The sequence below is a fragment of the Armatimonadota bacterium genome (assembly GCA_023511795.1).
Taxonomy (GTDB): Bacteria; Armatimonadota; UBA5829; order DTJY01; family DTJY01; genus JAIMAU01.
In genome coordinates this window covers 100,958-113,991 of the sequence record JAIMAU010000005.1, presented here as the reverse complement: position 1 = coordinate 113,991, position 13,034 = coordinate 100,958, and the positions used below count along the sequence as shown (strand labels likewise).

Sequence of the window (13,034 nt, the reverse complement as noted above, 5' to 3'; positions counted from 1 at the left end):
CGGTATGAATCATTCGGCTGTAGAAACGGCTTCGGTATTGCCAGCGTTAGTAATTTTTGTTCCGACTGCAACGGCGCTCCTAATATTTGCTTTCGGAAGATTTGTTTCATGGTTGCGTGAGACCCTGGCTTTTGCAGGCGTTACCTTTGCTTTGATATTGTCCGTGATAATTGGATATAAAACACTACATGGCGAGATTTTAACTTCCTTTGAAACACAGCTATATGCTGATTCTTTGAGCGCTTTGCTAATAAGCATGGTCTCGCTTGTTAGCTTTGTGGCAGTTGTTTATTCCCTTAAATACATGCGGCATCAAGTAAAAGAAGGTGGGCTTCCGCATACAACCACCAGTGGTAGATTAACAGCTTTTTACGGCTGGCTAATGCTTTTTATTTCTACCATGATCTGGGCATGCCTCTCTAACAATATAATTATGTTATATGTGGCAGTTGAAGCAAGCACTATTGCAAGTGGCCTTCTTGTTGCATTTTATTGGGATAAGCGAGCGCTGGAAGCTGGTTACAAGTATCTAATGCTGCTTACCGTAGGCATAACTTTCTCGCTTTTTGGTTGCGTGCTTTTATATGCCACCGGCTCAAACCTGCCTGGGGTAGGGGGAGCCAAGGGATTGCTAATATCTGAACTAAAACTACATGCCAGCAGCTTTCCCATTACAACAATAGTTCTTGCCTCGGCTTTTCTGATTATTGGGTTTGGAACGAAAGCCGGAGTTGCGCCATTTCATCCATGGTTGCCAGATGCTCATGCAGAAGCGCCAACACCAGTTTCGGCGCTTCTTTCGGGCGTGATGATTAAGGTCGCGATGTATGCTCTTGTGAGAACAGTTACAATTTTCTATCCTAGTTTCTCGCCTGTCGCGATGTTTGCACTTGGACTTGGTGTATTCACGCTTGTAATCGGAGATCTCATGGCTCTAGCACAGGATGACTTAAAGCGGATGCTTGCATATTCATCCGTCAGCCAAATAGGCTATATACTTATGGGATTTGGAATAGGTACGCAGTTGGGTATATATGCTGGACTTTTTCACATGGTAAATCACGCTATTGCAAAGGCTTTGCTTTTCCTTGCGGCGGGTGCGGTAATCTACTCTACTGGGATGCGAAATATTTCCCAGCTAGGTGGCCTCGCAAAGAAAATGCCTATCACAAGCTTTTGCTTCTTTATAGGAGCGCTGGCGGTTTCTGGTATTCCTCCTCTTAATGGTTTCCATAGCAAGCTTGCGCTGTTCGTCGCTGGCGCAGATGCAGGTAACTGGTGGGCTGTTGGATTTGGTATAGCTGCTAGCTTGGTAACGCTTGTGGTGCTTTTGAAAGCTGCTAAAAACATATTCTGGGGTAAAGAAAGCGAAGCAGTTGCTGATACATCTGTTCGAGAAGCACCTCTAACTGTTGTGATTTCAATGTTGATTCTTGCTATCCTTTGCTTGGGGGTTGGGCTTTACCCAAAGGCAGTCTACCCGCCAATTAAAGAAGCCGCATCTTATGTCCAAACAATCAACACATCTAATAAAAAGTGGCGGTTGCTGAAAACCCGAAGGTCGGGAAACCACATGACAGAAGTTCGAAAGAAATGTTAAAGATTGAGTTTTGAACTTCCATGCGGTAGTATATTGTTAATGCATGAGTTAGGAATCACCCAAAACGTACTTTCTATTGTGCTGAAAGAAGCTGCGAAAGCGCGTGCATCTCGAGTAACTAAGGTTTCCCTGAAGGTAGGCGAATGGTCAACTGTCGAGCCCGACTGCTTGAGGTTTTACTTTGGAATTTTGGCAAAAGGTACGCTGGCAGAAGGTGCAGAAGTTGCCGTTGAGCAAGTGCCAGTAGCATATGCTTGCGAAAATTGTGGTCATGAGTACATTCCTCTTGTAAGCGTGTTCGCATGCCCTCGCTGTTCTAGCCACAAAGGAAAGCTAATCACCGGAAGGGAATTGTTTGTTGATTCAATCGAGGTAGAAAATGCAGATTCCAGTAGTGCAAAAAGTTCTGGCAGCGAATGACCTGCTTGCTAGTGAAATGAGGGCCGAATTCGAAAAATTCGGGCTTTTTGTTGTTAACATAATGGGTTCACCGGGCGCCGGAAAGACAAGTTTAATAGAGCAAACCCTATCTCGGGCAGGAGACTTGAAAATTGGTGTCGTTGAGGGAGACCTTGCGACTTCTCTCGATGCTGAGCGAATTGCTAAGCACGGTGTGCCAGTTGTGCAAATTAACACAGGTGGAGCGTGTCACCTTGATGCAAGCATGGTGCGAAAGGCATTGGACAGAATTGATGTTACTTCGCTTGATGTTTTGATAATTGAGAACGTAGGCAATCTTGTTTGCCCTGTAAGCTTCGACCTAGGGGAAACAGCACGAGTAGTAGTGTGCAGTATTCCTGAAGGTGATGATAAGGTTCTCAAGTATCCAGCGATCTTTAGTTCGGCTTCAGTAGTGGTTTTGAACAAGATTGACATTTCTCCCTATGTGTCTTTTGACCTTGTCAAGTTTGAGGAGAGTGTTGCAAACATCGGCCGTAGGTTAATAAAGATATCTTGTAGCTCAGGCGATGGTTTAGAAAATTGGATGAAATGGCTGAGGACACGGCAAGTATAAAATAACAAATTTTAATGCTTACCTGGGAGGTTGATGTTTCGACTAAGAAGACTGTAAAGCTAGAGTTCGTAAAATGTTAGAGCCGGGATCGCTGAAAATGAAAAAGCGTGAACCGATATCGAACGCCATTAGATTTATCTCGTATACTCTGCTTTTAATTCTCCCTTCCGCTTTCACAACGGTAACCGCTGATCCTACCGAGATTAAAAACCTTATACTGAATTTAGGTCTTCTTGCAACCGCTGCGGTTATCCTTATTGGATTAATTGGCAAAAGGAATTTGAAGATAAAGTGGACGCCACCTGACTTTGTAATACTTGCCTTTCTTGTATGGAATATAGTTTCTGCCCTAAACGCCGAATACCAGTGGGCGACTAGGCCCGAAGCAATTCGAATATTGTCGTATGTATTCGTTTATTTTCTAGGTTCGCGTTATCTTGGAGAAGCCGATAAAATCCGCAATACGTTTTCAATACTCGCGCTTTCATCGGTAATTCCTTGCATTTATGCAATCATCCAGCGCTTTGGACTCGACCCCATCATGTGGGCTTACCCATCATATGAGCGTGTTTTGGCGAGCTTTGGCAACCCAACCTACTTCGCCGCATATCTTGTACTTGTTATTCCGATTACGCTTATGCTTTATTTGGATGAAGAAAACGCCTTGCGCAGATGGGGGCTACTTGTTCTAGCAGGAATGCAGCTCGCATGTCTTTTATGGACTTACTCCCGCGGTCCATGGTTTGGTCTATTGCTTGCCTTGGTGATTGGATTCGGCTTGCCAATAATGCTTGGGACGCGCAGTTTCACGCTTAAAGATGCAGGAAAGGTTGGTGCTGGAGTAGCAGTCCTCATTGGAGTAACAGTGTCAGTATCATTTAATGGTGGGATTTTCGAGCGAGCAAAGACTTCACTTGATGCAAAAGATCTTTCTAACATTCAAAGGGTTCTGCAATGGCGGGCGGGATATCGTGTGTTTCTTGAACATCCGATAATTGGCATTGGCCCAGGTGCGCTGAAAGTTTATATGCCGGATAAGTTGACACCATCATTCTTTTACACCGGAATTGCTACTGCTTCCGAACATGCGCATAACGAATTTATCGAGGTTGCTGCAGAAATAGGCATCGTAGGATTGGGAATTTTCTTATTGGTGCTGGGAATGACGGTTGTTTTTGCAGTTCGTAAGTCTTTTGAAAAGACGCTTACATCAAGTGTACTGGTTGGTGCAATATTAGGTTTTCTTATGTGCAATCTTGTTGGTGTCGCAATGCGTTATTCCGTTGGTGGTGTTTACTTTTGGCTATTTCTTGGCTTGTTAAGTGGACTGGGAAGTTGGAAAACGCACACAAAAGACTTTCAAGCAGGGAATAGTATACGTCTGCTTTCAATTTTGTGTTTTGCACTTGTATTTTTGCTTTTTATTTGCGGTTCGGTACATGCAGTTTGTTCATTTATTGGTTCCATCGGGCAAAAAAGGGCGGACAGCCTCTTTGGTCAAAACCTAATGGAGGAGGCAATACCTATCTACCGCAAGGTTCTTCTCATTAACCCCACCAATGTAAGTGCTATGTACAATTTGGCAATCTGCTATACTGCAGTAAAGGAATATAATTTTGCTCTGTCAACTTACACCCGTTTGGAAAAGCTTTGGCCAGATATTGGAAGGATTCATTTTAACAAGGGAACGATTTATGCAACAATAGGCAATTTATCCCTTGCAAAAAAAGAATTAGAACGTGCCGCAAAAATTGACGGCTTGCCTGATACATGGAAGTACCTTTCTCGCGTTTACTATGCCCTTGGTGAGGAATCCAAAGCGGCCGAGGCTGCTAGAAATGCAGTACAAGCAGCAGAAAAAATGACAAATCCATAATTATTATCTATCCGAATGGAAAATACCTTATGCCAGCCTAGCTGTCTTTGAGTGTCATCCCTAATACCATGACTGTTATTTACTTACCTCTTAGTAAACGAATGTATTCTCTGGCAACCTTCAAATCTTCCAGCGCCTCATGTGCCTCGCACAATGGTTTAATCTCACCTTTAATTGCCGCCACAAAGTTCATCGCTTGTTGTCTCATGGCGCCAATCCAAGGAAGGATAGGGCACATTGTCGTTGGAGTCACATCACCTCCAGGGTCGCGCATTATTTCTACTTTGCCAGGACGATGGGTTGCCATTGGAGCAGGCAATTCCAGCTTGATCCAGCCTTTTTCAAATGCAACAAGTGCTGACTCCTGCCAGTCAATTGTTGTTCGGTAGGGCGACATTTCAATTGTGCCAGCAACGCCGCTCTCACTTTGGGCTACGAGGACAACACCAGATGGGTCAGCGAAAATTATTTTGTACGATTCACCCAAAAGATGGCGCATGAGATTTACTTGGTGAATGTAATAGTTTACGAAGGCTGTATATTCTTTAAAAGTTTCCTCGTCCATGTCGCTAGCAGGAGGATCCCATTCAAGTGCTGGAGGCGGGTCGTCAGAGGTAATTAAGCCTATAAAGCCGTTTGCAACCCAATCACCTGCAGGCATGAGGATTCGTACATACCTCAACTTGCCTAATTCCTCGGTATTTTTGAGACGGTCAATTTCAGCCTTGGCGTACATTGTTGCAGGGTCACTTCTCTTGTGGTATCCCACCATTTGCCAAGTCCTTGCTTTTTCAAGAGCTTGAATTATCTTCTCTCCGTTTTCAATTGACCCAGCTAAAGGTTTCTCAGTGAAAATTGGGATACCTGCCTTAGCCAGCTCTGGAATTAGGGTGCCATGACGGTTAAACGGTTGTGATGCGACAATACCATCTAGCTTTTCTGATGCAAGCATATCTTCATGGTTTCTATACACTTTGGGAATACCATATCGCTCGCCCACAAGCTTCCCAAGTTTTTCTTTAACTTCTGCTATTGCAACAACTTCGCAGTCGGGCACAGTGACAAAGTTTCGCAGGTGTGCACATTGCCCCATGCCACCAACGCCAACAAAGCCTATGCGAACTTTTTCCATGGATTCATCTCCATACTATGAATTTTTAGACGATATCACCTGGCGAAAAGCGTTTCTATTCGCTGTTAATTATGCACTCGCTAGCTTGCCAAACCTATTTGCTATCGCCAATGCAGGGTCTAGCGGGACATCTGCTGGAACAATATCGGGCGGTATTTCAATTATTGGAAGCGGCTTAAGCTCCTTCCCTGCGAACTGCGGCAACCATTTTGCCTCTGCCGAAAACATCTCGCGCGTCATCTCGCGGGCTTCATAGAGAGTGCAAACTGCTGAGGTGAGTGGGTCTAATGCCACTGCCTGCGCCGCAAGCTCTGGGTCACCTTTCAGCGCTGCTTGAACTGTCAAGCCTTGCACTATTATGTTAGTGAGATTCAGCGCCGCCAACTGTGGCGGAAGCTCTCCTACGACTGTTGGATGCAAACCCATTTTGTCAACGTAGATTGGCACCTCAACACAGCATCCATTGGGTAGATTGGTTATATACCCATCGTTTCTCACGTTTCCGTTTAGTCGGAAGATATTTCCTGTTTCTTTTGCTTCAATTATATACGAGCAGTATTCTGCGCTTCGCGGCTCAAGTTTTTTGCTTTCAATGCTGAGTGGATCGGTTGTACGGAATTTTTCTTCCAGCATACGTCCGTATTTGTAGTATGCTCCAGAAGCGCCTCCAAAGTCAGGTTGGTCACAGTAAAGTTCGAGCGCCTTTTTGTTTTTGCGGAACCATGGTACATATTCTGAAAGATGGCCAGTGCTTTCTGTCATAAAATATCCAAAATGTCTGAATACTTCGCCGCGAACCTTTTCATTCATGTAGTATTCAGGCTTCTCGAATTTTTCTCTTAGGATGGGATAAATGTCTTTGCCGTCTACCTCGAGTTTGAGGAACCACGCCATATGGTTAATTCCGGCGGCTAGGAAGTCAATACGTTCCTTTGGTATTCCAACATATCCGGCAATTAGATCCATGGTTGTTTGGACGCCATGGCAGAGGCCGACGAAATTTAATCCAGGAACAGTACCGAGAGCCCAGCAATTAGCTGCCATTGGATTAGCATAATTGAGCATGAGGGCATCAGGGCAAAGTTCCTTCATATCATTAGCGATGTCTATTAGCACTGGTATGGTTCTTAGGGCTCGGAAAACACCACCTGGCCCAAGTGAATCTCCGATACATTGGTCTACTCCGTATTTCAGTGGAATCTCATAATCAGCTTGGAAGGCATCCATGCCGCCAATTTGGATTGTAATGACAACATAGTCGGCTCCATCCAAGGCTTTCCTGCGGTCGGTGGTTGCCCAAACTTTAGTTGGAAGGTTATTTTCTCGAATTACGTCCTTTGCGAAGGCTTCCATCTTGCGAAGCTTGATCTCCGTTGGACTCATCAACGCAAACTCACTTTCTTGAAGTGAGGGCGTTGCCATTATGTCGTTCATGAGTGTTTTTGTGAAAATGACGCTTCCCGCACCAATCATTGCAATTTTTGGCATTTGAAAAACCCTCCTATCAGCGTTTTAAAAATGTATTATTTAAACACAACGGCCCTAACTCCAAATTTATTAATCTTTATTCTTTGCTTCTGGTTTGCCATACAAGAACCACTACATCATCTATGAATTCTGGAAGCTGGATGACAATTTTGTCTTTGCTGCGTGAGCTGCCTACACGCTGGGATACGCCTTTCTTAGTGTCAAACAGCTCAACATGATAATTGACAAACGGGCATTTAATTTCAAGTATTGAAGATTGATAATGATTGCCTGCCGTATGCGGACCGCATTCAAGATATACAGCATATAATTGATTGGATTTCATGCCGTAAGCAAATGGAGTTATTGCTTTGGAAACGATTGAATCGTCTACTTCTAGATTTGGCCAGGCATGGCTAATCTTTTCCCAAAATCTTCTCAAAGCACGAGCATATTGTGCCCAATCTTTCATGTCGGTGTAGTTTACTTCCCGAATTTCGGACTTCCAATACGCACCAATGGATTGCAGTCCAGAGAATATACTTCGATAACATAGCGTTCGATATCGAGTTTGGTGCTCAAGACTGGTGCTTTCGGCGTCTATGAAAAGGTAGTCTTCACGATTGTTGCTTCCATCGCTTGAGCGTACACTTACCATCGGTTTGTTATATTGCTTTGCCGCTTGGAGAGCTTCATCTCTGTGAAGCTCATTGAATATTAGCAGGTCATAGTCTTTCTCAAAAGGTTCAAAAGCACCGGCATTGAAGTTGCACATATCTACGCCGACGAGTAGCTTATGGCCGTTAGTTCTTTCCCATTCGCGAATCCAAGATACCACGTCGTGTGCCCATTTCATATTCCCAATTCCGCCGTTGCCAAGTTCATTAATTACGTCAATCCAAACATTCTTGTGACCATTTACTGCGTTAAGGATTCGCATTACCCATTCTTTGCGGTGTCTTCCACCAGGGCTATCTGTTAGGGCGTTCATATAGTCGGCGCCGTGCGGATAAGCGCGAGTCCACTCGTTGGCATTGTTGGCAGGATTAATATAGTTCATCGCCCATCTATCAGGTTTATCTTCTTTGAACCACACAATTTGCCAAAGCTGTAGATGAACCACAATGCCATATTCCTCCAGAATGGAAAAAAAGCGCTCCATATTCTTGAAGTATTCGTCGTTCCAGGCGTCTATATCCCATTTTCCATTTTTCGATTTGAATGGATGAAGGCAGCCGGGCGTTGGAACACAGGTTGGGTAGGTTCGAATTAGACACATGCCATTATCTTTTTGCCATTTTGCCCACTTGCGAACTTCTGAGGGGTTGTTAATTGAAATTAGCATTTTTTCGTCGCCAGGTCCGAAGGCTAGAAGGGGCTTGCCATTATAAACCAAATAGCGCTTACCAGATTCCGATGTTTGAATTGCTACGCCGTCTGCTGCTTCTGCTCTTGTAATCATGGCGACAAGTCCAATTAGACACAGGAGACCTTTCATTTTCCAGATTCCTTTACGGTGGGCAAAATCCGATTGGCAATCATTTTTGATTTCCTGCGGTTTCTGGCCCTAGGTTTCTGAAGAGGAACAATCCTTCTTTTCCGGGTGCGACTATGTCGAGTCTGCCATCGCTATCAATATCACCTATCCACATAAAGATGCCAGTGCCAGAATGGTCGCCTTTTTTCCCATAATCAATCACACATTTTGTGAATGATTCTCCATTCCATTTGAAGTACCAAATGCCAACAATATCCGTCTCACCTGCCTCATTGCCACAATGAGCACGGAAACGGCTGCCAGTTACAAGTTCGCATTCTCCATCACCGTCAATATCTACCCATTGCATCTCGTGATACTGCGAGAACCATGGGTCGATTGGATGTTTGGTCCATATACGTTTGCCATTTTCAATCTTTTGTGTGTAGTAATCGAGCCCATAACCATGTGCTTGGCCAACAATCAGCTCGTTTGTGCCGTCTTTGTTAACATCTGCTACAATAATTGGCACACTAGCGCTACCAAGCTGGAACTCCTGATGGAAGACATATTCGCCGGTGAGGGGGTCGCCCATGGATTCAAGCCATCCATTTGGGGTGATGAAGCAACCCTTTCCATTGCCAAGTAGGTCTCCGAATCCCAAGCCATGCCCTTGTGGTTCCTTGCTTATAATATATTCTTTGAATATGCCGTTTTCCAGCTTGAAAACCCTCAGAGGATTGCCGGGAGTATTGGGCACAATTTCAAGTTGTCCATCCCCATCAACATCCCAGGCGCGCGTAGTTTCAATTGAGCCAACTTCTGCTATGTCGTGTTTTTTCCATTCAACTGTCTGTCCTTTGGGGTTTTCAATCCATGAAAGGGTTTTGCCCCACCATCCGCCGGTGATAAAATCCATGAACCCATCGCCATTCACGTCCATTGGAATGGTCGAAAAATCATCGAAATACTCACCAGCGGACATGACATCGCGAATCTTATGTTTTGTCCAATTCGGCGCCTCGTACCAGAAGCCGCCACATATGATGTCAAGCTTGCCGTCATTGTTTACATCGAACGCGCAAGCAGATTCATAAGCTCCGTCGTCGATTTTAGTCTTTTCCCATTCAATTCGTCTCACTTGTAATGCATCCTTTCGGTTCTTTGGTAGCTCGGTTTCAGGGGCCAAGGTTTTCCTATTAACTCCTTTATCAATGTTTGTTTTTTGTCCTTCTTGTGCGTATGAATTTGCTTGGAAAAAGAGAAAAAAGACAAGTGCAAAACAAACTGCTAAACTATGTTTTATTCCCACGGACCTAGCCCTCCAGTTAATTGTATTCACAATGATTTTCAAGCTCTTAGAGGTTTCTACCTTCTGCTAAGTAGTAAATTCTTATTTGCTACGAAGGACGGTTGAGGCGTTAAAAAGAAATAAGCTAGTAAGACTAGAAGATCCCTTCTTAAGAGGTGGTTTCAATGGTGAGAATAGGTCTAATAGGCTATGGTTTTATGGGCAAAATGCACGCTGAATGCTACAAGGCTAGCGGAAAGGCCAAGGTAGTTGCTGTTGCTGACATTGAAGAAGATCGCCGTGCTGAAGCTTCAAGCAAGCTTAGTTGTAAAGCATTCGAAAGTATTGATGCCCTTCTTCAGGGGTCAGACGTAGATGCAATTGACGTATGTACACCCACATATATGCATGAAGAACATGTTCTAAAAGCGCTAGATGCTGGAAAAGACGTTTTTTGCGAAAAGCCGCTTTCCTTGAGCATGGTTTCTTGTGAAAGAATGGTATCTGCGGCGAAAGCGTCCGGAAGCAAATTAATGATAGGTCATGTAGTAAGATTTTGGCCAGAGTGCCAAGTGCTAAAGTCAATTCTTGATTCTGGCAGGTTGGGAAGGCCTTTATGGGCTACAGCTCAAAGGCTGAGTGCCCCAGCTACTTGGGCATGGCAGGGATGGCTTGCCGACCCAGTTAGAAGCGGTGGTGCAATACTCGATCTCCACATTCATGATCTTGACTTCCTTGTTTGGGTTCTTGGAAGGCCAAAACAGGTTGTTGCATATGGAATAAAAACTGCTAAAGGCGCTTATGATTCGGCGCTTACCATGCTAATAGGCCACGAAAATGGTATGTCTAGCCAAGCGGTTGGGTGTTTGGCAATGCCAGAAGGGTTTCCATTTACTAGCCAGATAAGGGTTGTTTGTGAGAAAGGTGTCATTTTCTTCGATGCAACCGCTTCTCCATCGCTAATTCTTCAGCCTGAAGGTGAGCCTGAGGAGTATCCTCAGGTGCCTCAACCGACCGCAGGCTCGGCTGACGCAGGCGGCAACGTTTCCTCGCTCGGAGGATACTATAACGAAATTGTGTACTTCCTTGATTGCATCGAGAAAGGTCTAATGCCACAGATAATTACACCAGAGGAAGCTGCTTATGCTGTACGCCTTTGTCTTGCTGCGCGGCAATCAGCAGAGACTGGGCAAGCAGTTAGCGTATAGCCTTAGTTTTGCGAACCAATAAGATTTTAGGAGGAGTAAAGCTATGATAAAGAGCATAAGTTACTGGGCATTTCCAGGCGGCTTAGAGGCATCAAAACCTGCTGTTCAGGCGTGCAAGGAGGCAAAAGTCGCTGGGTTTGATGCTATAGAACTAGCTTTCTCAGTAACCGGCGAAATTTCACTCGATTCGAAATTGGATGACCTTAAGCAATTAAAAGAGGCAATCGCAGATACTGGAATTGAGATTGCCAGTCTTGCCTGTGCACTAGGTTTTCAGTGGCCTTTTACGTCGGATGATACTTCCATTCGGGCTAAAGCGGTTGAGATTCATAAAAAGGCTATTGCTGCTGCCAATGCTCTCGGAACGGATGCTTTGCTTGTCGTTCCTGGTGCGGTTGATGTTCCATGGGATCCTTCCATACCTGTTGTCAAATATGGGGATGCATACAAACGTGCCTCAGAGGAGATAGGCAAACTCATTGGCGATGCTGAGGCGGCAGACGTGACTCTCTGTGTCGAGAATGTGTGGAATAAGTTCTTGCTTAGTCCGATGGAAATGGCAAATTTTGTGGACCAGTTCAGAAGTCCCTGGGTGGCTGTTTATTTTGACGTTGGGAACTGTGTTTATATCGGCTACCCTCAAGATTGGATCCTTGTCCTTGGGAAGCGAATTCGACGCGTGCATCTCAAAGATTTTCGAAGAAGCGTAGGAACAGCTTCTGGTTTTGTAGACCTTCTTTCTGGTGATGTGGATTGGCCAGCGGTAATTAAGGCACTGAAAGAAGTTGGATATGATGGACCGCTTACGGCTGAGATGATTCCTCCGTATGCACACTACCCAGAGGTTCTTATTGAAAACACTTCGCGTGCAATGGATGCCATATTGGGACGCTAGAGCGCCGAAAAGTTGGCAGTCAGACTCTCAAAATTTGAGGAGGAGAATAAATTTGGCGAAGCGCATTCTGATTGTCGGAGCAGGTAGCATTGGTCTGAAACAACTGAGGGCTTTCAGCTCTCAGAACCCCAAACCGCATTTAACAGTAATTGACCCTCGAGAGGAGGCAAAGGCCCGGGCACGCGCTGAGTTTGGTGTAGAAATTTCGGTTGAGGATTGGGATTCGATTGACATTAAACAGTTTGACGGTGTGGTAATATGTTCACCTGCACCTACGCACGTTCCTTATTCGATTCGTTGCCTGATTGAAGGAGTGCCTGTGCTTTCCGAAAAGCCTCTTTCTCATACTTATGCTGCCGTTGAGGAACTTCTAAAGCTAGCAGAAAAACCGGGAGCGCCGCCGTCAGGTGTAGCATATGTTCGCCGGTATCACCCAGCTCATGAGAAGGCGCGTGAGCTGGTAAAATCAGGCAGGCTTGGGAAAGTCCTTATCGCTCGCGTAAACGGTGGCCAGCCTTTCACAACATACAGGCCCGATTACCGAGAAATTTACTATGCGCGGCGTGATCAAGGTGGAGGTTGTCTACTAGACTGCGCAACCCATTTTCTCGATCTTGTCCAATGGTATATGGGACCGATTGAAGAAATGTGCGGATATGTCGAACATCTGGCGCTTGAGGGAGTGGAAGTTGAAGATACGGTAGCTCTTTCTTGTAAGTTTAAGGAGAATGACGCTCTGGGAACGGTGCATATCAACCAATTCCAGCCAGTTAATGAAAATATACTAGATTTTGCTGGCGTGGAGGGGTTTTTGCGTGTAATCGAGCCAGAATTCACGTGCAAAATTTTTCACAAAAACTGGGAAGATTTGCAAGTCGAGCGAGCTGACTATGCGGATGCACTCAGGAGACAGGCAAGGGCGTTCTTGGCGGCAATTGACGGTGGTGCGCCAATGCGAACTAGCTTTGCTGAGGCAGCGCACACCTTGCAACTTTGTCTTAACTTAATGGCGAAGCTTAATATAGCATAAAATATGTCTACAGACTTTGATTTTAATCAATTTTTACTATTAA

The 13,034-nt window shown here is 44.9% G+C and carries 11 protein-coding genes; 7 read left to right on the top strand and 4 right to left on the bottom strand.

The window, feature by feature from the left end; all coding sequences use genetic code 11:
• The first annotated feature begins 4 nt into the window (after positions 1-4).
• From K6T99_06785 to K6T99_06770, 4 genes are all read left to right on the top strand, one after another.
• Positions 5-1,600: an oxidoreductase gene (locus tag K6T99_06785; GenBank protein MCL6519523.1), complete on the top strand. Its 1,596-nt coding sequence runs from the start codon at positions 5-7 to the stop codon at positions 1,598-1,600.
• A gap of 39 nt (positions 1,601-1,639) precedes the next feature.
• Positions 1,640-2,020, top strand: a complete 381-nt coding sequence (gene hypA, locus K6T99_06780) for a hydrogenase maturation nickel metallochaperone HypA (GenBank protein ID MCL6519522.1) — start codon at positions 1,640-1,642, stop codon at positions 2,018-2,020.
• Positions 1,980-2,615 (top strand): hydrogenase nickel incorporation protein HypB, encoded by a 636-nt coding sequence (hypB, locus tag K6T99_06775; protein MCL6519521.1) that lies wholly within the window; start codon positions 1,980-1,982, stop codon positions 2,613-2,615. Before hypA ends, hypB begins: the two co-directional genes overlap by 41 nt.
• Positions 2,616-2,712: 97 nt before the next feature.
• Positions 2,713-4,491: an O-antigen ligase family protein gene (locus K6T99_06770; protein MCL6519520.1), complete on the top strand. Its 1,779-nt coding sequence runs from the start codon at positions 2,713-2,715 to the stop codon at positions 4,489-4,491.
• 79 nt (positions 4,492-4,570) lie between these two features.
• Here the strand turns inward: K6T99_06770 and K6T99_06765 are convergent, their stop codons facing one another.
• The 4 genes from K6T99_06765 to K6T99_06750 form a co-directional block, all read right to left on the bottom strand.
• The gene (locus tag K6T99_06765) at positions 4,571-5,623 is read right to left on the bottom strand and encodes a Gfo/Idh/MocA family oxidoreductase (GenBank protein MCL6519519.1); all 1,053 of its coding nucleotides are present in this window, start codon (positions 5,621-5,623) and stop codon (positions 4,571-4,573) included.
• Between the two features lie 69 nt (positions 5,624-5,692).
• Entirely contained in the window at positions 5,693-7,111 is a 1,419-nt protein-coding gene (gene melA, locus K6T99_06760; GenBank protein MCL6519518.1) for an alpha-galactosidase, read from the bottom strand.
• Between the two features lie 76 nt (positions 7,112-7,187).
• Positions 7,188-8,588 carry a hypothetical protein gene (locus tag K6T99_06755; protein ID MCL6519517.1) on the bottom strand — a complete coding sequence of 467 codons (1,401 nt, stop codon included), beginning with the start codon at positions 8,586-8,588 and terminating at the stop codon, positions 7,188-7,190.
• 40 nt (positions 8,589-8,628) lie between these two features.
• On the bottom strand, positions 8,629-9,783 hold the full coding sequence (locus tag K6T99_06750) for an FG-GAP-like repeat-containing protein (protein MCL6519516.1): 1,155 nt from the start codon (positions 9,781-9,783) through the stop codon (positions 8,629-8,631).
• A 260-nt stretch (positions 9,784-10,043) separates the two neighbouring features.
• On the opposite strand from K6T99_06750, the gene K6T99_06745 reads away from it, so the two are divergent.
• The 3 genes from K6T99_06745 to K6T99_06735 are packed head-to-tail and all read left to right on the top strand — an operon-like array spanning position 10,044 to position 12,991.
• Positions 10,044-11,066: a Gfo/Idh/MocA family oxidoreductase gene (locus tag K6T99_06745; protein MCL6519515.1), complete on the top strand. Its 1,023-nt coding sequence runs from the start codon at positions 10,044-10,046 to the stop codon at positions 11,064-11,066.
• A 43-nt stretch (positions 11,067-11,109) separates the two neighbouring features.
• On the top strand, positions 11,110-11,961 hold the full coding sequence (locus tag K6T99_06740) for a sugar phosphate isomerase/epimerase (protein MCL6519514.1): 852 nt from the start codon (positions 11,110-11,112) through the stop codon (positions 11,959-11,961).
• Between the two features lie 52 nt (positions 11,962-12,013).
• Positions 12,014-12,991 carry a Gfo/Idh/MocA family oxidoreductase gene (locus K6T99_06735; GenBank protein ID MCL6519513.1) on the top strand — a complete coding sequence of 326 codons (978 nt, stop codon included), beginning with the start codon at positions 12,014-12,016 and terminating at the stop codon, positions 12,989-12,991.
• The last annotated feature ends 43 nt before the right edge of the window (positions 12,992-13,034 follow it).